We start from the raw sequence: 20,431 nt of genomic DNA, 5'->3' as shown, positions 1-20,431 counted from the left end.
CGCAATGACTTGGTATGTGCTGTTGATCGGCGCGGTCGTCGTGGAGCGGCTGGCCGAACTTGCCGAAGCCAAACGCAACCGCTCGTGGAGCCTGGCCCACGGTGGCCTCGAGTTCGGGGCTAGGCACTATCCGGCGATGATCGCCCTGCACACCGGCCTGCTGGTGGGCTGTTTGGCGGAGCCAATCGCGTTGCATCGCCCGTTCATTCCGGCGCTGGGTTGGCCGATGTTCGCGCTCGTGCTGACCGCCCAGGCACTGCGCTGGTGGTGCATCACCACGTTGAACCGCCAGTGGAACACCCGGGTGATCATCATCCCGGGCGCGGACCGAATCACCGGAGGCCCGTATCGGTTTGTGCCTCATCCTAATTACCTCGCGGTGATCACCGAAGGGATTGCGCTGCCGCTGGTCCACACCGCGTGGATCACCGCGTGCGCGTTCACGATTCTCAACGCGATGCTGTTGCGCGCACGGATCAAGGTCGAAAACGTCGCCCTGGCGAGGCTGACATGATCGATCTTCTGGTCGTCGGCGGCGGCCCCGCCGGGCTGGCCACCGCCGTGTACGGCGCCAAAGCCGGCCTGGAGGTCGTCGTCGTGGAGCGACGCAGCGGACCGATCGACAAGGCCTGCGGCGAGGGGCTGATGCCGCACACCCTGCGGCATTTGGAAAGCCTTGGCGTTCATCCGCACGGCAAGCCGTTCCGCGGAATCAGCTACCGCGACGGCAACCGGCACGTTGCGGCGCCGTTCAAACACGGCGCCGGGCGCGGCGTGCGCAGAACGGTGCTACATGGCGCCCTTCTCGACGTGGCCGTGACTGCGGGCGTGCGGATCTGCCACGACGAGGTCGGCGAGATAGGCCAAGACGCCACCTCGGTTCAGGCAGGGCCGTGGCGGGCCCGCTATCTCGCCGCAGCGGACGGATTGCACTCGCCCATCCGCCGATCGCTCGGCCTGGAACAACCGAGCCCGGGCCCGCGCCGCTGGGGCATCCGCCGGCATGTGCGGATCGCACCATGGTCGGATTACGTCGAGGTGCACTGGGCGCCGGGCGCCGAGGCCTACGTGACGCCGGTCGCCGATGACTGCGTGGGGGTCGCGCTGTTGAAGTCTCGTCGCGGCGGATTCGACGACCACCTCGACGAGTTCCCCGCGCTGCGCGACCGGATAGCAGGCCGGCCGCACGAACCGGATCGGGCTGCCGGGCCACTGCGCCAACGGGTTTCGAGCCGGACGGCCGGGCGTATTCTGCTCGTCGGCGATGCCGCGGGTTACGTTGACGCGCTCACCGGCGAAGGCCTCGGCCTGGCATTCGGTGGCGCGGAACTGCTGGTGGACTGCGTGGTCGCCGACCGCGCGGACAGCTACGACCGCCGGTGGCGCCAGATGACGCGGCGCTACCGCATGCTGACCGCGGCATTACTTCAGGCGAGCTCACATCCAACCTTGCGCTCGAGCATCGTGCCGGCCGCAGCGGCGATGCCGGCCGTCTTCGCCGGGGTCGTCAACATGCTCGCGCACTGAACCTCACGCGTCCCTCATGCGCTGTCGCCAGTGCGATTGTTTGCTGGCATTCTCAGGATCACGTGCCGCACCGCCCGCACGACGCGGGGAATGATTTGCTAATGGGATTACTGTCGAAAGTATCTGTATCCCAATGCTTTCAAGTCTTCCCATATGCTTCGTCGCCGAGAAGGGGAAGGTCGTGACGATCCGGGCGGCTCGGATCCACGGATACAAGGACCCGTTGTGTCTCGAGGAGATCCACGCCGACGACGACCACGGCGACGGTGGTGAACGTCCAACCGCGAGAAGGAATTTCGATCAGCGCGTACACAGCCCCGGCCGAGCCGACTGCGCCACGACGCCGAGTCCACCAGCCAGCCGCCGATGAACGGCCCCAGTGCTGTCGTCACTGCGGACATGCCGGCCCGGGTTCCCACCGCACGGCCCCGGTCGTCATCGATGATTGCGGCGTCGATCAACGGGAACCATTGCGGTCGCCCCGACACCTTGCACGAGCCGGGCAGCCGCACCCGAGCCGAGTACGGCCGCCGTGATGAGCCGGCGCACCGGCCGACGCCAATGTCACTTGGCGTGGCTTGATGACTCCACCGCCCGTCGGGTGACCCACAGCAGAGAATTCCGCGCGTTCTTCGTCTCCGCGGGCAACGCCGTTTCGTCGCCAGTACGTGGGCTTGCGTTCACGCCGCGGTCGTCATTTTCGCGCCTGGTGTGCAATCACCGCTGCCAAACTGACGAACTGCGCGGCGCCGGGCACATCGGTGCGATACTGCCACCATTCTCTAGGGAGTAGGACTCACCATGACCGATCTCGATCAGACCCCCTCCGACGGATTGTCCGTCACCCCGTCGCGGCCCGCCGACCTGGCCGAGCACTCTCGCACCGGGATGGGCGCCCCCGCGCTGCAGCGTGCGATCACCGATCACCTGCGCTACTCGATCGGCCGCCCGGCCGCGGCCCTGCGGCCCGAGCACTACTACCGGGCGCTGGCACTGGCTGTGCGCGATCGCATGCAGGACCGCCGGGTGGTGTCGACGCAGACCTCACTGGATCTCGGCAGCAAGGTGACCTGCTATCTGTCGGCGGAATTCCTGATGGGCCCGCAGCTGGGCAACAACCTGTTGAACCTGGGCTTAGAGGGCGCGGCGAAGTCCGCACTGGCCGCCATGGGCCAGAAGCTCGACGAGGTGCTGGCCTGCGAGGAAGAGCCGGGACTGGGCAACGGCGGCCTCGGCCGGCTCGCCGCGTGCTACCTGGACTCGCTGGCTACCCTCGAGCGCCCGGCGATCGGCTATGGCATCCGTTATGAATTCGGCATTTTTGACCAGGAGATCCACGACGGCTGGCAGGTCGAGCAGACTGACAACTGGCTGGATCGCGGAAACCCTTGGGAGATCGCCAAACCCGACGTCAGCTATCTGGTCAAGTGGGGCGGGCACGTCGAGCGCTACACCGACGACGCGGGGCGCGAGCGCGCCCGATGGGTCCCCGGGTTGATGCTCAAAGGCGTCGCCTACGACACGCCCATTCAAGGCTATGGCGTCAATACCTGCAACGTGCTCACGCTGTGGAGCGCGCGAGCGGTCAAGTCGTTTGCGTTGGATGCCTTCAACACCGGCGATTACTACAAGGCCGTCGAGGACGAGGTCACCTCGGAGACGGTCACCAAGGTGCTCTACCCCAACGACGAGCCGGAGGCCGGCAAGCGGCTGCGTCTGCTGCAGCAGCACTTCTTCGTGTCCTGCTCGCTGCAGCACGTGCTGCACATCATGGATGATCTTGCCGACGCCGGCATCAGGGAGCTTCCCCAGCGGTTCGCCTTGCAGCTCAACGACACTCATCCGTCGATCGGGGTTGCCGAGTTGATGCGGTTGCTGCTCGACGAGCGGCTGCTGGAGTGGGAAGAGGCGTGGGACATCACGGTCGCGACCTTCGCCTACACCAACCACACCCTGTTGCCGGAAGCGCTCGAGACGTGGCCGCTGGACATGTTCGGCCAGTCACTCCCCCGCCACCTGGAGATCATCTACGAGATCAACCGCCGGTTCCTCAACGAGGTGCGGACCCGCTTCCTCGGCGACGCGGACCGCGTCCGCCGGATGTCGCTGATTGGTGAGGACGGCACCAAGAACGTCCGGATGGCGCATCTGGCCACCGTCGGCAGCCACGCCATCAACGGTGTCGCCGCCCTCCACAGTGAACTGCTGAAAGAAAGTGTGCTCAAAGATTTCTTCGAGATGTGGCCGGAGCGGTTCAGCAACAAGACCAACGGTGTGACGCCGCGACGCTTCCTCGCGCTGTCCAACCCCGGGCTGCGGGCGCTACTGGACCGCACCATCGGGGACGGTTGGCTGACCGATCTGGGCAGGCTGCGCGGGCTGGAGCCCTTCGTCGACGACTCCTCCTTCCGGGAGCAGTGGCGCGATATCAAGCGCAACAACAAAGCACGCCTGGCCTCTTTCATCCGCGAGGCGACCGGTGTGGAGCTCAACCCGCAATGGATTTTCGACATCCAGGTCAAGCGCATTCACGAGTACAAACGCCAGCATCTCAACGTGCTGCACATCATCGCGCTGTACTACCGGCTCAAGCAGAATCCCCAGCTCTCAATTCCTCCGCGGGCCTTCATCTTTGGCGGCAAGGCAGCTCCCGGCTACTTCTTGGCAAAGCGGATCATCAAGCTGATCAACGCCGTCGGCGAGACGATCAACAACGATCCGGAGGTCAACAAGTTCCTGAAAGTCGCGTTCATCCCGAACTTCAACGTGCAGAATGCGCACCTGATCTATCCGGCCGCCAACGTGTCCGAGCAGATCTCCACCGCCGGCAAGGAAGCGTCGGGCACCGGCAACATGAAGTTCATGATCAACGGCGCCCTGACGGTCGGCACCCTCGATGGCGCCAACGTCGAGATTCGCGAGGAGGCTGGAGCGGAGAACTTCTTCCTGTTCGGCCTGACCGTCGACGAGGTCGAGGCGCTCAAGGCGACCGGCTACCGTCCGGCGGACTACATCGACAGCAACGATGAGCTGGGCGCGGTGCTGAATCTGATTGCCGACGGGACGTTTTCGCACGGCGACACCGAAGTGTTCAAGCCGCTGGTGGACAACCTGCGCTACGACGACCCCTTCCTGGTGTGCGCCGACTATGCCTCCTACGTGGAATGCCAAGCGCGCGTCAGCGCCGCGTGGCAGGACGGGGAGTCGTGGACCAAGATGTCGATCCTGAACACCGCACGCAGCGGCAAGTTCTCATCGGATCGGGCCATCGCAGAGTACTGCGACGACATCTGGAAGGTCTGGCCGCTAACGGTCAAAATCTGAGTCGTTCGAGCTAGGGGCGCGGGCGTCTAAAGTTTCGGGAGGCCGATTCTTGGCGACGCAACTGCTGTCGCAGCGCGATTGACGAAGTCGACGTCGGCGGGTGCGCTCCTGAGACTCGGCGCGCCCGTCGCCCCAGAATGCGGACACGTCCCGGCCGCGGCGTGCGTTGACTGCTCGCTGATGCCCCGCGGGTACGTCGCGGCAGGCGCGACATGCCGTAGAGGGACTAGCCGGTCTCTTTCGTGACGTAGACGCTGATGTAGCCCATCGGAATGCCGGTGCGCGTGGCGATGCATTCTCGCGCCACCAACTCGATCGTCGAGCGGCGTCCGGTGCGGGCCATCGCAGCGATCTCGGGGATCCGGACGAGCCACCCGTCGGTCTCGCGGGTGACTTCGATGTCGAAGCACTGACCGATCTTAGGGAAGGTCACACGTTGAGCGCTGCGCGGCGATTGTGCCCGTCGCAGAGTGGGCTGAATAAGCATCTGCTTTTCCTGAGTCGACAATGAGCCGCGCGCAAGAATAATCCGTATTAGGGCAAAACACCTAATCGGCCGAGGCCGACGGTGTCACGGCGGTGACCTCACGGTTGTGTGACCGTAATCAGTGCCGGCCGGGCAGATCTGCTACGCCGTCGGCGAGTCGCTGCAGCCGGTGCGCGGCGTCGTCTTTTCCAAAGAACCGTGGGTCTCAAGCGCGGAGCTGCTCGCGTCGACACGCATCGCACCGTCGCCGTGATACGTCCTGACCAACTTGGCGCCACCTGGGCAGTCGACCGGGATTTGATGGTGGTTAACGCCCACCCGATAACGCGCCGCGTCGCCGTGGGACACACTCGATGGTTGTCATTGGTAGCCCGGCAAATCCGGCACGCCGCTGGACGTCAGCCAACCACCGCCGTCGACGACCAGTACCGCTCCCGTCACGTACGACGCCGCGTCGCTGGCCAGGAACAGCACCGTATCGGCAACCTCGGTGGTCGAGCCGGGGCGCCGTAGCGGGTTTTGGATGGCGCGGTGTTGGTCGTCGCCCGCGATTCTCCGGACCCCCTCGGTCCCCGACATCGCACCGGGAGCAACGACATTGACTCGGACCCCGTCGGGCCCCCATTCGATCGCACAGGCACGGGTGAACGCATCAACACCGGCCTTGGCCGAGACGACGTGCGCTTGCAGAGCCATGCCGCGGTACTGGATCGCCGCGCTGATATTCACCACGGCGCCGCCGTGATCGCGCAGCCAAAGGTCGTACGCCGCTTTGGATACGTTGAACGTTCCCACTAGGTCGATGTCGACCACCGCTTTGAATCCGTTCGGGCTGAGGTCGCTGATCGGGACCGGAAAGTTACCGGCGGCATTGTTGACGACAACGTCGAGTCGACCGAAGGTGGACAGCAGTTCCTCGACGATGGTAGTGACCTCGTCGTGCCGGCGGACGTCGCAGACTCCGTAAACGGCCTCAATCCCCTCTTGCCGCAACGTCATAACGGCAGCTTGAAGATTGGGTTCCTTTCGGCTGCAGATCGCCACGCGAGCGCCGTGATTGCCCAATACCCGCGCGATCTCGAGACCGAGCCCGGTAGCCCCACCGGTTACCAGCGCCACCTTCCCGTGCAGGAGATCCGCCCGGAATGGGCTCGGGCGGCCGGTCATTGGGATTCCAGTTCGGAAATGAGGTCAGCCAGGACAAGGATCCGCTGAGCGTCGCGCACGTGCAGGCTTTCGATCATGCGGCCATCGACGGTGATGACACTGTTCCCCGCGGCCTCGGCCTGCTCGTATGCCGAGACGATCTTGCGCGCGTCGGCCAACTCCTTTTCCGATGGGCCGAACAATTCATTCGCCGGGCCGACCTGGGACGGATGGATCAGCGTCTTGCCGTCAAAACCCATCTCGCGGCCTTGCCGGGCCTCGGCCCGGAAACCGGCCTCGTCGGCGATGGTGTTGAATACGCCGTCCAAGATGGCCTTGCCCGCCGCCCTCGCGCCCAACACTGCAAGCGACAGCGCGGGCGCAACCGGCGCACGCCCGGGGACGTGCAGGCCGTGCAGATCGTTCACCAGGTCGTTGGTGCCGACCACCAGCACCGTCAGCCGATCGCTGGCCGCAGCGATCTCCTCGGCCCGCAAGATGGCCCGCGGCGTCTCGATCATGACCCACAGTTGCAACGAGGGCGGCGCATCGAGCACGTCCAGCGCGTCCGCCAGCGCTTGGACCTCGTTACCCGTCTCGACTTTCGGCACGAGTACCCCATCGGCGGCCGAACCCGCCACGGCGGCCAGGTCGTCGTCGTGCCAGTCGGTGCCTGCGCCGTTGATGCGCACCACAACCTCACGGGGTCGATAGCCATCCAAAGAGACCGCGTCGCACACCCTCGCTCTGGACTCGGCTTTGGCGTCGGGACCAACCGCATCCTCGAGGTCGAATATCAGCACGTCGGCGGGTAGCGATTTCCCCTTCTCGAGTGCTCGATCTTTATTGCCGGGCAGGTAGAGAGCGGATCGGCGCGGGCGCGGCGGCGGTGCCATGGGGCCAGCGTAAAGCTTTCGCCTCGCCCGGCCAGAAAGTGGTGCCAACTTGAGTTGCGGAATCGCCACGGTTTTGTTGCGCAGTACGCATCATTTTCGGACGCGCGAAATAGGACGGTGAGAAACCGGGTTTACAGGTTTATGCTGATATTCGCGGCGCAGTGCCGACCGAAAAGGTAGGTCGAAGCATGAGCACGGAAAAAATTAATCGCGGCATCCTTCTCACCATGGTGGCGCTGGTGACGATCGCCTACATCGCGTTGTACGAGCACGCCTCCGCCAACTTCAGGCTGTACGTGCCTTTCTGCGTTGCGGCGCTGGTGGGCCTGCTGATCCACGACGCGGTAAGCAGCCACAGGCCCCGGAGGCACTGAGCCGATACTGTTGAATGTGCCTACGCCATAGGCATTCGGCGCGATGTTCTAAGCCGGGCCATTCGGGCGCGCCAAGTCACAGCGAAAGCACCGGGGAAGCCTGGGAACCCTGGCAGCGTTAATCCTTGCGTGACTATGACGGGTTTTCACGAAGGTGAAGTAGCTACCCAACGCCGAGCCGGTGTCGAAACTCACGCAAAACGGCTCGAAAAAATGCTCGATGCGACCGGGCTGTCCAAAGGTGCCACGCAATTTCTCGCATCCCAACGGTTTGCCGCGTTGACCGGACGCGATCGAGCGGGCGTCCTGTGGACCTCGCCGTTGTCGGCCGAGCCCGGGTTTCTGCGCGGCGCCGACGACACACTGCAGATTCTGGCGGTGCCTCGCGAGGGGGATCCCCTACAGCGGATGCCGCTCGGCCAGCAGGTCGGGATGATCGCGATTGACTTCCCCACCCGGCGCAGAATGCGGATCAACGGTGTTCTCACCGATGCCGACACCATGGGCATGAGCGTGCAGGTGGACCAGGCCTACGGGAATTGTCCCCAGTACATCCACCGGCACCAGGTGGATGCCGCGGCGATCACCGCCCCGTCGGACAACCCCCGGCGCACAACATCTTTGACCGCTGCAGATCAAGCGATGATCGTGGCAGCGGACACGTTTTTCCTCGGTACCACCCACCCCACCCGAGGCAGCGATGCGTCGCACCGTGGCGGCCCGGCGGGATTTGTCCGGGTCGACTCTCCCGGCCGGTTATGGTGGCCGGATTACCCGGGCAACAACATGTTCAACAGCTTCGGCAACCTGGCAGTCGACGATGAGGCGGCCCTGTTATTCATCGACTTCGCAACCGGCGCCACGTTGCACTTGTCCGGTACCGCACGAGTGCGGTGGACGAGCCCGGGCGCGGACGGCGACGACGGCGGCGGCGTGGGTCGTCGCGTTGAGTTCTCGGTCGGCTCCGTCGTTGCGGTGTGACTAGGCGCTGACTGGATGAGCCGCGAGGTGTCCGAGGCGAATGTGTAGAGACCGACGGTCAGCGAATATCAAACGCCCGCATCGGCTTTCGCCGGTGACGTGTCGTGTTTGACTCGAGAAGCTAGTCGCCTCACGCCCACGCGCGAAGGCACGCTCGGTCGCCTTTCACGCCTTGGCCTTTCGTGGCGGACGCGGCACGAACCGCGGCACCCGGTCGATGACGCTCTGATAGCACGGCCGGCGTTGCAGGCTGCGCTCCTCCATCATCGGAATGCTGGCGCCGAGCAGCATCGCCAGCATCGCGACCGCCCCGAGGATCAGCCACCACCAGTCACTGGGCGCCGCCGCAATACCGAAGAACGCGATCGCGACCCAGAAGCTGAACTCACCGAAATAGTTCGGGTGCCGCGACCAGCTCCACAGGCCTCGGTCCATCGCCTCATCACCGCGCCGCTGCGCCACAAATCGGTGCATCTGCAGATCGGCGACAAATTCCAGCGCCACCGCGGCCAGGCCGACGACGAAGCCGACCCAGCTGAGCCACACCCAGCCCGGGCCGGGCCGGCTCACCGCGACGTATGCCGGAACCATGCCCAGAAAGACCTGCAGTGTGGGGATCAGATGGATGGCCACCAGGTCCGTCAGAATCTCCCAGCGCCCGGCCCGCTGCTTGAACATCGGGTAGCGCCAATCCTCGTGGTGCAGACCCGGAAACGCGTACACCCAGTTCGCGGTCAACCGCACCGCCCACAGCACCACCACGATCGCCAAGAGCCAGCACCGCAATACGTCGACCGCCGGCGCGACCTGGCTCCACCAATAAATCAACAGCAGCGGCGGAACAACACTCCAGTAGGCGTCGTAGAAACTGGAGTTGCGGTAGGCCCGGCTGAACGCGAAAACGACGAGAGTCGCCAGCACGTCGGCGATCAGGGTGTCGAGCCAGAGCTGGCCGGTATGCGGGCCCCATGTCAGCCACACTGCCGCCAGCGCGATGGCGATGAGGTACGCGGCGGTGACAAGCCACAGGGACCGGGTCTTGCTGACCGTCGTCATCCTCGGAGCCTAGCGAGACGGTGAATGTGATTGTGCTGGGCCGTGATGCGTGTCGCGGCCGCCGCGCGCCTACCGACCGAGGGCCTTGACTTCCATCTTCCGCCGTACGGTCCGCTAGTGAAGAGGCGTTGGGTCGCTTGCGGCGCCGGCGTCGACGCACTTACTTAACCAGCAAACTGCCGTATGCCCTCTTCGCGCAGCGCGCGATGCTTCCCAGGACATCCTTCTGCCTCGTCGAAGAAGGAATTCATATGGATTCCATAGATTTTTAAATTGGATATGTGCGGAGTGTCGACAGCTTCCTGCACGCTCGACGTAGCGAGCTTTGATGGGACCGCTTATAGCGTCTAATCGCCACCAATACTTGCTGTCAAACTCAGCCGAAATGCAATCCAAAAGTCTAAATTCATAGAGCCCTCATATTTTATATGGGGGCTCTATGTGCGCCCTGATTTAGGAGTGGCTGAACGATCGCTTGCTCCGCACATCACGATCGTCGCTCAGCCCCCGATGGCCTGCAATCGGTCCCTGCACTACTGGAGCCCAGTTGGATCTATCGTTTCTCGCGAACCTCTACTAATACTTAGCTCTGCTTGATATAGCATTTGAACTGCTTATATGCCCAATACTCGCACTGCTAACGCCTGTCGGCCGGCGCTTAGTGCTCCTGCGACGAGTTGGATCCGGTCGTGCGGCGGCGCCCAAGTCTTATCCGCCCTCACGCAGCGCGTGGGGTGAGGACGTTTGATCGCGCGGGGTGGGGTCGTCGACCGGCGCGGTCCGATAGCCACGAGTTCATATTTTTGATCGCGAGATTTTTATTCGCCGACCGTCGACCATTGAGCCGAGTTTTAGTTCCTGCTCGGGATGTCTGATATTCGAGTTCGCACCAGGTAGAGAGTTTTTTGTCCTCCGGATTACCCAAAGCGCCAACTAACGGCGCTGTCCTCCGAGAGCGGCCACGGCGTGGCACCGGTGGACGTCGATCGAAATTTTTCCCGGCACGACCGGATAGTTTCTCCATGCGAGGAGATGAGCCTGGTTACCAGCAAACCATCTCTTCGGTGCTGGCGAACGCAGGGTCGCTCAATGTTGACGTTCAGCGCTATCGGCGAAGTTACGAGCGGGCCGGTGGTGATCGCAGGCTGGGGCGGAGGAAGCCAGTGGATTTCGGAGCGTTACCGCCGGAGATCAACTCCGGAAAGATTTATTCGGGCCCCGGGTCGGCGCCGTTGCTGTCCGCCGCCGCTGCCTGGGATGCGTTGGCAGCCGAATTACATTCGACGGCAGCGTCTTACGGTTCGGTAATCTCGGAGCTGATAACCACCTGGCACGGGTCCTCGTCGACGGCGATGGTCGCCGCGGCGGCACCCTACATCGCGTGGCTTGACCGTAGCGCCGTGCAGGCCGAGCAGACGTCGGTTCAAGCCAGGGCGGCGGCGACCGCCTACGAGGCCGTTTTTGCGGCGACTGTCCCGCCGCCGGTGATCGCGGCCAACCGAGCGTTGTTGGCGTCGCTGATTGCGACCAATGTTCTGGGTCAGAACACTCCGACGATCGCGGCCACGGAGGGCCAGTACGCCGAGATGTGGGCCCAAGACGCCGCCGCGATGTACGCCTATGCCGCCTCCTCGGCGACCGCGACCAGGCTGGCCCCGTTCACCGCGGCACCAACGACCGCCGACGCGGATGGGGAGACCGACCAGTCGGCCGCGGTCACCTCCGCGCTCCAGTCATCGGCTGCCTCTGACGTGGAATCTGCACTGTCAGAGGCGGTCTCGCAGGCTCCCCTCGGCGTCCAAGGTCTCGCCGTTAACGCGAACGCGGTGACGGCGGCGGCTCAGCTCCCGCTGAGCCTGACGGACATCACCGGGATTCTGAAGACTTTCAACAGTGTGATGGGCACTGTCTCCGGACCGTACACCCCGCTCGGGGTGGCGAACTTGATGAAGAACTGGTACCAGATTGCCGTCAGCATCCCGAACCTGGGTGTCGGGATCCAGGGTATTGGGCCCTTACTTCACCCGAAGCCACTCATCGGCGTTTTGGCGCCGCTGCTGCACAGCGATCTGCTGAGCGGCTCGACTGCGCTGTCGAGTGCGGGGACGGTTTCGGCGACGGCGGGCCGTGCCGGCTTGGTGGGGTCGTTGTCGGTGCCGGCGAACTGGGCATCAGCCGTTCCCGCGATCCGGATGGCCGCCTCCGAGCTGCCGGAGACGATGCTCGAGGCCGCTCCCGCGATGGCCGTGAACGGCCAACAAGGCATGTTCGCGCCGACGGCTCTGTCGAGTCTGGCCGGCCGTGCCGTTGGCGCATCCGCCACGCGTGCCGTCGCGAAATCCACCGTTCGGGTGCCCGGTGCCGTGGCTGCCGACAACATCGCGACAACGTCCACCGTCATCGTCATACCGCCGAACGCGAAATAAGGGAGAGTGCGGCAATGGTTTTCAGCGATTTCGCAGCGCTACCACCGGAGGTGATCTCCACCCAGATCTATACGGGCCCGGGCGCGGGTCCGTTGCTGGCCGCCGCCGCGGCCTGGGAAGGGCTGGCCGTCGAGTTGCACTCCACCGCGGCCTCCTACGGTTCGGTGATTTCGGAGCTGGTCGGCGAATCGTGGCAGGGTCAGTCATCGGAGTTCATGGCGGCCGCGGCGGAACCGTACGTGGCGTGGATGTCGGCCACGGCGGGCCAAGCCGAGACGACTGCCGCCCAGGCCCGGGCCGCGGCCAGCGCCTACGAGGCTGCCCTCGCGGCCGCCGTGCCACCCGCGCTGGTCGCGGCGAATCGTAGCCAGTTGGCAGCACTGCTGGAGACGAACATCTTGGGGCAAAACGACGAGGCGATCGCGGCGACCGAAGACGAGTACGGCCAGATGTGGGCTCAAGACGTCGCCGCCATGTTCAGCTACGCCAGCGCATCGGAATCCGCCGGTGAGTTGGCCGCCTTCGAGGAGGCACCCACGACCACCAATGACACCGGTCAGGTGACCCAGGCAGCCGCGGCGGCCACGGCGGAGTCGCAGTCGTTGTCGTCGTGGCTGAAACAGCTCGAGGACTACATCACCTCGCTCACCGGTCAATACACCCAGTTTTGGCAGAGCCTGATCGGGGGGGCCACGGGGAGTACGGAGATAGCTCCCTTCTGGGAGACGCTGTATTCGGCTATGAGCCAAGTCGGCACTCAGGCGACGTGGACCAACGTCGTCAACGCCAGTTCCAGCCTGGGCATCTCGCAGTGGAAAAACTTCTTCATCTATGCGCCGTGGAGCGCCGCGATGTCGAAAACATCGTTGGGCGCCGGCCTGGCGTCTCCAGGGCATATTGCCGCGGCAGTCCCGGTCAAGCCCGTTTCGGCGGTATTGGGCAACGCGCCGACGGTGGGCAAGTTGTCGGTGCCGCCTAGCTGGGCAACCGCCACCCCGGCGATCAGACTGGCCTCCACCGCGCTACCGACCACCAGCGTGGCTGCGGCTGCCGCGGCGGATATCTCCGCTGGCCTGGTCAACGAGGCGACCTTGGGCAGTCTGGCGGGCGGCGCGCTGGGCGGCCCGGCGTCGCGCGTCGTCAGCTCAACGGGCATCCAGGCCCGCGCGATCACCGGCGAGCGCCGCACGGGGCCGGTCAAGCTCGACCGCATCATCGCCCAACTGCAGGAGATGCCCGACCAAGTACAGCACTGGAATGTCGACGAGGCCGGCCTCGATGACCTGGTCGTCAAACTCAGAACAACACCCGGCGTGCACGCCGTGCACGTGACAGACGGTGAGGAGATCGCGGTCGGCCAATCCGGATCCACGCTGGGATAATGCGTTGCGGCACAGCATCTTACATGCTGCAACAAATATGAGACGCATCGAGGGAGGATTTGTGAAACCGCTTTTCGCACTTCTGGGCATATTGCTAGGCGGGATTGTTATCGCGGCGCCCGCGCACGCCATACCTGGCGAGGATGAGGAGGCCACCGATGAGAACAATGAAGTCTTCATCGCTGATCTATCAAAGGTGGGGATCAGCTTCAAGGACCCTGACCAAGCGGTCGCGGCCGGGAAGGCGGTATGCGGCTTACTTTCTCGAGGCGTATCCGGTCTTCAGCTCCTGAACGACTTGCGGGACAACAACCCCGCACTGACGACCAACGGCGCTGCCCAGTTCGCGACGATATCGGCAAAGTCCTATTGCCCAAGACAACTCGACGGTTCTGCGGGATCAAGTGTCAAAGGTAGTGGCGGCGGCTGATCTACCAAATACCATCCGCAGCCTTGAAGAAGGGCCCGACGTATCAGCACAACTGACCCAAGCTCGTGAACTGGACTAGCAATGGATTTCGGCACTCTTCCACCCGAAAGTAGTTCCGGGCAAATGCATTCCGGCCCCGGACCGGGATCACTGGCGCATGCCGCTAAGGCTTGGGCTGCGCTAGCCGCCCATCTCAATGACGTGGCAGCGGGCTACAGGTCGCTCATCTCCACGCTGGCTCTGGGATGGCAAGGCGTTTCGGCAAGAGTGACACTTCAAGCCGTGGCGCCCTACATAGCGTGGCTTGACGTTACTGCCGCGCAGGCCCGGCACACTGCTATCCAGGCCAACGCGGCTGCGAGCGCCTATGGTTCGGCGCTTGCTGCGATGGTGGCACCCAACGTGATCGTGGCCAATCGATTGCAGCGTATCTCGTTGGCCGAGATGAACGACCTCGGCCAAATCAGTGTGGCCATCGCGGACATCGACGCTGACTACGAACGGATGTGGGTTCAAGACGCCGTCGCCATGTACGCGTACGCCCGTGCCTCGGCCGATGCCACGAAGCTGACGCCGTTCGGTTCGCCTCCGCTCAGCAGCGATCCGATTCAGCCTGCGCGCCAAGGTGCGCTGGCTGTCCAAACACGCCGTAACTGGCCGCTGATGGCGGCTCCCGAAATCACATCGGCCGGCTACCGAGTGATGTCGACTATTCCCTCGGCCCTTGGTTCGCTATCGAACTCACCGTTGACGACCTTGGCTGCGTCCTTGTCGTCGGTAACGGCGCCGCTTTCCAAATTGACTTCACTCACGGCACCAGCCAACTTCGCACTCAGTCACCTGAATTCCCTCAATAAGGCTGCGGCGTTGAGTGAGGCGGCGGCCATGTGGTCGCTTTGCCCCGGTCTGGGTCGCACCAACGATGTGGCGCCCCATGTCAGCTTCGGTAGCGGCGCATCAATCGGAGCCTTGTCGGTGCCTCGGGCGTGGGGTCAGTCGACACCGCGCCCAGAGGGGCTGGATCCGAAACCGGGTCAGGTCGACCGAAGCCAGTGAGCCGCCCACGGCGTCGTCATCGCAAGTGAGCGCAGGCGGTGACAGGCACGTGGCCCGGGTGGTCATGGTTACCGGCGACGGCCACGAGCGGCGGGAGACCAGGCAAGCGTCGCCATGCGTTCTGTCGCTGGACCTTCTCATCGTGCCGATCGTGACCTCATCTCGGGCGATCTGGTTGCTGGACGATCGTGGCCAGCAACTTCCGCAGTGGCGCGGTGGCGATGCCGATGGCGCCGTCGGCGATCCCATAGGGGATCACCAAGGTGTCGGCGTGAACGAGCGCGCCGCAGGAGTAGACGACGTTGGGCACGTAGCCGTCCTGTTCGTCCTGAACGGGGCTGAGCAGCGGGCGTCGTAGCCGGCCAAGCACCCGGGCCGGATCGTCGAGGTCAAGCAGAATCGCGCCGATGCTGTAGGTGCGCATGGGGCCGACACCGTGGGTGAGCACCAGCCACCCTGCGTCGGTTTCGATTGGCGGGCCGCAATTCCCGAGTTGCAGCGCTTCCCATGGCTCGGCGGGCTGCTGGCAGGGTGACGCGCTCGTCCAGACCGCCAGATGGTCGGCGAAGGCGACGGTGTTGGTCTCGCGGTCCGATCGCGACATGGCGGCGTAGCGACCGCGTATTCGTCGGGGAAACAAGGCTAAACCCTTGTTTGCCGCGGCTTTCCCGACGAGCGGCCCGGACGTGAAGGACTGGAAATCCTTGGTCTTGAGCAGTTGTTGGCTGATATGGGATCCGCTGTAGGCCGTGTAGGTGGCGTAGAAGGTGACCGAGCCGTCGTCGTCGACGAAGCGAACGAAGCGGGCGTCCTCCATACCCGCCTGCTCTGCCTCCATCGACGGCCACAGCACGCGTTCGGAAACCGTTACGTCGCTCTGGAATTCGACGGCGTAGAACCGCGCGGCGATCGTGCGGATCAGGGCGACCGCGCGCTCACCGTGTCCGCGAGTGCTCAGGTTGGCCCGGAGACTGTCAAGCCGCTCGTCGAGGTCGGATCGCGTGAAGCGGTCGCCGAGCGCATCGAAGACGTAGTTCGCGGCCTCGCCGGCATTGCCAATGCGACCGAGTTCGCCACGGAACACCGCGGCGTCGAGCAATGCGCCCGAGATGCTTCCGGTGGTCGCGAAGGGGACCGGCTCGTCGATCGTGGCCCGGCCCGCGGCGTCGACGACACCGGTGCGGAATCCGATGGACGAGCGGTGCCCTTCCCCGATCCCGCGTACGCTCATCACGAATCGCAGGCTGCCTGCCGCGGTGCCGGTCTGATCGGGGTGGGCCACAATGCTGGGGTTGCACAGCGCCGCCCCCTCGATGGCGTACTCGCTGGTAAAGGTCGCTCCCAGCAACAGTATTCGCGCATCAGAGAGCTGGATGTCGGGATCCAGGCGGTCGGCGAGCTCGTGGGCGTGTCGACGGAACGTGCCCGCGAGGTCACGGTGGCGTCCGTCGAAGCGGACGATGACGTCGTCCAAGGCCGAACGGACGTCTTCGTCGGTCAGCGCGAGGATGCGCTTGAGCACCACTCCCGCTCGTGACTCCTGCAGCTCGAAGCCCTCCTGGCCGGGCACGAAGAGCCTGGTGATCACCCGTCCCGGATTGGCCGCGACCCGGTGAGGTTCGCGGCTGACGAGCCCGGTCCGCATCAAAGTCATTGCAGGACCGGCGAAAAGCGTTGCGCGTGCTGCAGAGTGGAGATCACCGCGAGGGTCGATTCGGCACCCTGGTTGAGGTTGACGCACTCGGCGAGCAAGCCATCGAAACCAGCACCGGTCTCCGTGTCCCACATGAGCAATCCGGAGTCATTGGCGCCCTGGAACCAGGCGACGGCCGACCGGATCCCTTCCGGCCAGAGCGCCCGCGGATCGGCGGCTGCGGCGCGTGCGCAGGCGTCGGCGAGGGTGGCCACCTCGATCGGCTGCTGATCGAAGCCGGGACGGTCATCCTGCGGTCCCCGGCCGCCCCCGGGGGTGGGCGACAGGTGGCCGTCCATCGTCTCGTGGTCCAGCAGCCACTCCAGCAGATCCAGGCCGCGCTGTTTCAGGTCCTGATCGTCCAGCGCGACACCGGCGGCGATCATCGCTTCGGGGAGAATCGCATTCGCGTAGGTGAGCCTCGGCTCGGGCCATGGCCAGCCGGACTTGGTCTCGGGTCTCGCGACCGTGGCGGCGTAGTCGGTGAGGAGTCGCAGGCCCGCGGAATTACCGGGCTCGAAGCGGAGTAGTTCGGCGGCGCCGACGGCGGCGAATGCCATCGCCCGGGGCCACGGTGACCTGGCTTTGGCAGCGCGCTGGAACTGGATCACGGCCAGTCGGCGTACCAGGCTGACGTCGCTGTGGGCGGCGGCGGTGCCGAGCCCCCAGAGGCAGCGGCCCCAATGGTCGTTTGTGGTGGGCTCGTCGGTCCAATGTCCAGCCTGGTCCATCCGGTTGCGGCAGGGGCCGTTGTACGACTGGGCGTCGTTCAAGAACTGCAGGGCCTTGCGGGCGAGGCCGTTCACGGCGCCGGGTGCGTCGGGCTCGCGGGTGGTGACGGCGAGCACCCTGGCCATGTCGTCGGTGCAGTACCCGTGTTCACGGCGCGGCTCGGTCATGCACGCGTGCTCGAAGGTGGCGCGATGGTCCGTCATTCGCAGCAGGTGCGCGAACACCGGGGTGGGCGCGGCGCCGGTCACGTCAGCGCTGACGGAGTAGCCAGCAGCCGTTGCGCCACACCGACGTAGGCGTTGGCGACGACGGGCCAGGCGATCGCCGGGGCCAGTCCGCGGGCTTCGGCAGCCATGGACTCGGCGACGTGCGGATCGGTCAACAGCCGGCGCAGCGCTGAGAGCAGTGCGTCGGGATCGTCGTGAGGGACGACGATGCCCGCGCCGCTGCCGAGGAGCTCGACCGCGTGTGGGAAAGCGGTGGCGACGATCGGGCGGCCACTCGCGACGGAGTCGACCAGCACACCGGAGGTGACCTGGTCTTCCGAGTCGTAGGGCAGGACGACGACGCTAGCCGTCTGGAGGAAAGCAGTGAGCTCTTCGGGGGTGCGGTACACCGCGTCGAAAGACACCGAATCGGCGACGCCGAGGCGTTTCGCCTGCGCGACAAGTGCTTCGCGATACCTTTCCCCCTGCGCGACGAGGATCTTGGGGTGGGTGCGGCCGGCGATGATGTACCGAGGCGGGTTGGGCAGGTTCTTGAGCGAAGTCATGGCGTCGATGACCCGCTCGATACCCTTGCCCGGCCCGAGCAGACCCCAGGTCAACATGGTCGGCCGGTCGGGATGCTGCACGCCGTTGGTGCTGGGGAGTGCCGCGCCGTGCGGGATCATGGCGATCTTGTGGCGGTCGACGGCGAAGCCTGCGCATAGGCGTTGGTGGGCCACCTCCGACATCACGATCACTTGATCGGCCAATACCATCACCGATTCGAGCACCGAAAGTTGGTGTGGTGTCGGGTATTTGAGCACCGTGTGGACGACGACGATCGACGGGACGCGCAATCGGGCCATGATCTGCACGACCTCGTCTCCGTCGGGACCGCCATAGATGCCGTACTCGTGCTGGATGATGGCGACGTCGCTCTGGTTGAGGAGCTCGGAGGTTGCCGCTACGGACGAAGCCGAGCCGTTGACGAGCTCGCCGGCGACGTTGGGCTCCTCGGAGATGTCACCGTCGGCGATGCGCACGACATTGACGTTGGCGCCTCTGGCTGTCAGTCCGCCTGCGAGGGCGGCGCTGAAGGTCGCCAGGCCGCATGGCGTCGGCGAGTAGGTGCTGAGGATGCCGAAGCTTGGTATGTACGAAAAGTGTTGCATCCCAAAGGGAGCAATCAACGGCTGAAACAACGATGGAACATTCAAAATTATCCCGACTGAACGGTTAAAAACGGTGTGTCCGGAGTGAGCGGATGCTCGGGCAGATCAGCGTCAGAAGCTGAGCCATTCCGGATGGACTGGGCGTACCAGCACTCCTAACGCTACACCCTCGCCGGCCGAAAGCCGTGGTCGTGGGTGCGCTGAGGTCGAAGAAGTGCCGGTGTCCAAAAAGTGGAGCTAAGGGGATTCGAACCCCTGACCCCCACACTGCCAGTGTGGTGCGCTACCAACTGCGCCATAGCCCCAAGTCGTGCCAATCGAAGCTACACCACTGGCCACTGTCGTTCAAAGTTGCTGGTCAGGCGGCATCCAGGTCCGGCTCAGACGGTACGAAATCCGGCGCCGGATCGATCATCGTCCTTGTTTCCGGCGATACCGCCCAGCCGACGGCAGCGATCAGCAGCACGATCCCGCTGATGGTGAAGCCCCAGCCGAAGTTCAGCTGCTCGGCGACCCAACCAACCGCCAGTGACCCGACGATGGCGCCCAGGTCCGTCACCATCTGCACCGCCGCGACCGGAAGGCCCGCCCGGGCCTCACTGCCCAGGATGTCGGCGACCGCGGCCTGCAGCGGCGACATGAAGATGCCCGTCGTCGCACCGCTCACAAACGCCGCGACCGTAAACGCCGGCAGCGACGACACGAGGCCAAGCCAGACGGTCGCCAGCCCGGACGCCGTCAGGCCGATGATCAACAGCGTGCGCCGTCCCATCCGGTCAGATAGGTAGCCGCTGGGGACGACAGCCAGCGCATTACCGCCCGCGAACGCCGCGAGCACCCAGCCGATGACGCCGACGCTGCCACCCATCACGTCGGAGACGAACAGCGGGACCAGCGCGATGCGCAGCCCAAAGGCCGCCCAGCCCGTCGCAAAATTGGACAGCAGCGCCGACCGATACGCGCGGACCCGCAGCGCCTCCCGCATTGTCACCGTTGACCGGGTCGGCGGCGGCGGCGCGGCCAGCACCGAATTCCGCAGGCTGTAGAACAACACCACCGCCACACCGAGCAGCGCGACGCCGTAGACGACGAAAGGAGCGGTCAGCCCCCAGCCCGCCGCCAGGCCGCCGACCGCCGGCCCACCGACCGCGCCCACCATGAATGAGGTGGTGAACAGGCCCGCGATCCGCCCACGCGCGTCGGGTGGGCTGATGTGGATCATCAGTCCCAGCGCCGAGACATAAAACATTGTCGATCCGATGCCGCTGAGAATCCGGAAGACGAGCAATTGCCAATAAGTCTGGGAAAACGCACACGCGGCGGTGGACAATGCCACGATCAGCAAACCGCCGATGTAGATACGCCGCTCACCCAACCGCTGGGCCAGTAACCCGCTTACCGGTGCAAAGCACAGCCGACTCAACGAAAAGACGGTGACCAAGAAAGTCACCGCCTTGATGCTGACCCCGAAAGTTCGCGCAAACGTCGGTAGCGCCGGCGATACGACGCCGTAGCCCAGCGCGACCATGATGTTCGCCCAGCT

General features: G+C 64.8%; 18 protein-coding genes, 1 tRNA gene and 1 pseudogene. 9 read left to right on the top strand and 11 right to left on the bottom strand.

Annotation, left to right across the window (positions count from 1 at the left end; all coding sequences use genetic code 11):
- The first annotated feature begins 4 nt into the window (after window positions 1-4).
- Together OK015_RS09715 and OK015_RS09710 are read left to right on the top strand one after the other, a co-directional pair.
- Window positions 5-514, top strand: coding sequence for an isoprenylcysteine carboxyl methyltransferase family protein (locus OK015_RS09715; protein ID WP_268131005.1), 510 nt, complete (start codon window positions 5-7; stop codon window positions 512-514).
- The gene (locus OK015_RS09710) at window positions 511-1,527 is read left to right on the top strand and encodes an NAD(P)/FAD-dependent oxidoreductase (protein WP_268131003.1); all 1,017 of its coding nucleotides are present in this window, start codon (window positions 511-513) and stop codon (window positions 1,525-1,527) included. Before OK015_RS09715 ends, OK015_RS09710 begins: the two co-directional genes overlap by 4 nt.
- A 241-nt stretch (window positions 1,528-1,768) precedes the next feature.
- Here OK015_RS09710 and OK015_RS09705 read toward each other — a convergent pair.
- Window positions 1,769-2,031 (bottom strand): annotated as a pseudogene (locus OK015_RS09705) (MFS transporter); the annotation flags it as partial.
- Window positions 2,032-2,415: 384 nt separating this feature from the next.
- On the opposite strand from OK015_RS09705, the gene OK015_RS09700 reads away from it, so the two are divergent.
- A complete protein-coding gene (locus OK015_RS09700; protein WP_268132580.1) occupies window positions 2,416-4,851 on the top strand; it encodes a glycogen/starch/alpha-glucan phosphorylase in 2,436 nt (811 codons plus the stop codon).
- A gap of 226 nt (window positions 4,852-5,077) precedes the next feature.
- Here the strand turns inward: OK015_RS09700 and OK015_RS09695 are convergent, their stop codons facing one another.
- The 4 genes from OK015_RS09695 to OK015_RS09680 all read right to left on the bottom strand — a co-directional run bounded on the left by OK015_RS09695 (window position 5,078) and on the right by OK015_RS09680 (window position 7,380).
- Window positions 5,078-5,284, bottom strand: a complete 207-nt coding sequence (locus OK015_RS09695) for a long chain fatty acid-CoA synthetase Faa4p (RefSeq protein ID WP_268131001.1) — start codon at window positions 5,282-5,284, stop codon at window positions 5,078-5,080.
- Between the two features lie 195 nt (window positions 5,285-5,479).
- A complete protein-coding gene (locus OK015_RS29240; protein ID WP_442791285.1) occupies window positions 5,480-5,656 on the bottom strand; it encodes a hypothetical protein in 177 nt (58 codons plus the stop codon).
- Between the two features lie 42 nt (window positions 5,657-5,698).
- Window positions 5,699-6,505 carry an SDR family oxidoreductase gene (locus OK015_RS09685; protein ID WP_268130999.1) on the bottom strand — a complete coding sequence of 269 codons (807 nt, stop codon included), beginning with the start codon at window positions 6,503-6,505 and terminating at the stop codon, window positions 5,699-5,701.
- Window positions 6,502-7,380, bottom strand: coding sequence for an HpcH/HpaI aldolase/citrate lyase family protein (locus OK015_RS09680; RefSeq protein WP_268130998.1), 879 nt, complete (start codon window positions 7,378-7,380; stop codon window positions 6,502-6,504). The genes OK015_RS09685 and OK015_RS09680 overlap by 4 nt, the downstream gene beginning before the upstream one ends.
- A 188-nt stretch (window positions 7,381-7,568) precedes the next feature.
- On the opposite strand from OK015_RS09680, the gene OK015_RS09675 reads away from it, so the two are divergent.
- Both OK015_RS09675 and OK015_RS09670 read left to right on the top strand, forming a co-directional pair.
- Window positions 7,569-7,754, top strand: coding sequence for a hypothetical protein (locus OK015_RS09675; RefSeq protein WP_268130997.1), 186 nt, complete (start codon window positions 7,569-7,571; stop codon window positions 7,752-7,754).
- A 213-nt stretch (window positions 7,755-7,967) separates the two neighbouring features.
- Entirely contained in the window at window positions 7,968-8,735 is a 768-nt protein-coding gene (locus tag OK015_RS09670) for a pyridoxamine 5'-phosphate oxidase family protein (RefSeq protein ID WP_268130995.1), read from the top strand.
- Window positions 8,736-8,900: 165 nt separating this feature from the next.
- On the opposite strand, the gene OK015_RS09665 is transcribed toward OK015_RS09670, so the two are convergent.
- Complete coding sequence (locus OK015_RS09665) at window positions 8,901-9,791, bottom strand: DUF1295 domain-containing protein (RefSeq protein WP_268130993.1); 891 nt, start codon at window positions 9,789-9,791, stop codon at window positions 8,901-8,903.
- A gap of 1,163 nt (window positions 9,792-10,954) precedes the next feature.
- On the opposite strand from OK015_RS09665, the gene OK015_RS09660 reads away from it, so the two are divergent.
- The 4 genes from OK015_RS09660 to OK015_RS09645 all read left to right on the top strand — a co-directional run bounded on the left by OK015_RS09660 (window position 10,955) and on the right by OK015_RS09645 (window position 15,085).
- On the top strand, window positions 10,955-12,217 hold the full coding sequence (locus tag OK015_RS09660) for a PPE family protein (RefSeq protein ID WP_268130991.1): 1,263 nt from the start codon (window positions 10,955-10,957) through the stop codon (window positions 12,215-12,217).
- Window positions 12,218-12,231: 14 nt separating this feature from the next.
- A complete protein-coding gene (locus OK015_RS09655) occupies window positions 12,232-13,599 on the top strand; it encodes a PPE family protein (protein ID WP_268130990.1) in 1,368 nt (455 codons plus the stop codon).
- Window positions 13,600-13,660: 61 nt separating this feature from the next.
- Window positions 13,661-14,029: a DUF732 domain-containing protein gene (locus OK015_RS09650; RefSeq protein ID WP_268130989.1), complete on the top strand. Its 369-nt coding sequence runs from the start codon at window positions 13,661-13,663 to the stop codon at window positions 14,027-14,029.
- Between the two features lie 81 nt (window positions 14,030-14,110).
- Complete coding sequence (locus tag OK015_RS09645) at window positions 14,111-15,085, top strand: PPE family protein (protein WP_268130987.1); 975 nt, start codon at window positions 14,111-14,113, stop codon at window positions 15,083-15,085.
- 157 nt (window positions 15,086-15,242) lie between these two features.
- On the opposite strand, the gene OK015_RS09640 is transcribed toward OK015_RS09645, so the two are convergent.
- The 5 genes from OK015_RS09640 to OK015_RS09620 form a co-directional block, all read right to left on the bottom strand.
- Window positions 15,243-16,739, bottom strand: coding sequence for a glycoside hydrolase family 130 protein (locus OK015_RS09640; RefSeq protein WP_442791229.1), 1,497 nt, complete (start codon window positions 16,737-16,739; stop codon window positions 15,243-15,245).
- Window positions 16,736-17,758, bottom strand: coding sequence for a glycosyltransferase (locus OK015_RS09635; RefSeq protein ID WP_268130983.1), 1,023 nt, complete (start codon window positions 17,756-17,758; stop codon window positions 16,736-16,738). Before OK015_RS09635 ends, OK015_RS09640 begins: the two co-directional genes overlap by 4 nt.
- Complete coding sequence (locus tag OK015_RS09630; RefSeq protein WP_268130981.1) at window positions 17,755-18,888, bottom strand: glycosyltransferase; 1,134 nt, start codon at window positions 18,886-18,888, stop codon at window positions 17,755-17,757. The genes OK015_RS09635 and OK015_RS09630 overlap by 4 nt, the downstream gene beginning before the upstream one ends.
- Before the next feature lie 232 nt (window positions 18,889-19,120).
- Window positions 19,121-19,193, bottom strand: a tRNA-Ala gene (locus OK015_RS09625).
- 53 nt (window positions 19,194-19,246) lie between these two features.
- Entirely contained in the window at window positions 19,247-20,416 is a 1,170-nt protein-coding gene (locus OK015_RS09620) for an MFS transporter (RefSeq protein WP_268132578.1), read from the bottom strand.
- Window positions 20,417-20,431: the final 15 nt, after the last annotated feature.

This window comes from Mycobacterium sp. Aquia_216 (assembly GCF_026723865.1).
In the GTDB taxonomy this organism is placed as follows: domain Bacteria; phylum Actinomycetota; class Actinomycetes; order Mycobacteriales; family Mycobacteriaceae; genus Mycobacterium.
Note: the sequence above shows the minus strand (reverse complement) of the source record. Positions and strands in the feature narration are given on the sequence as shown.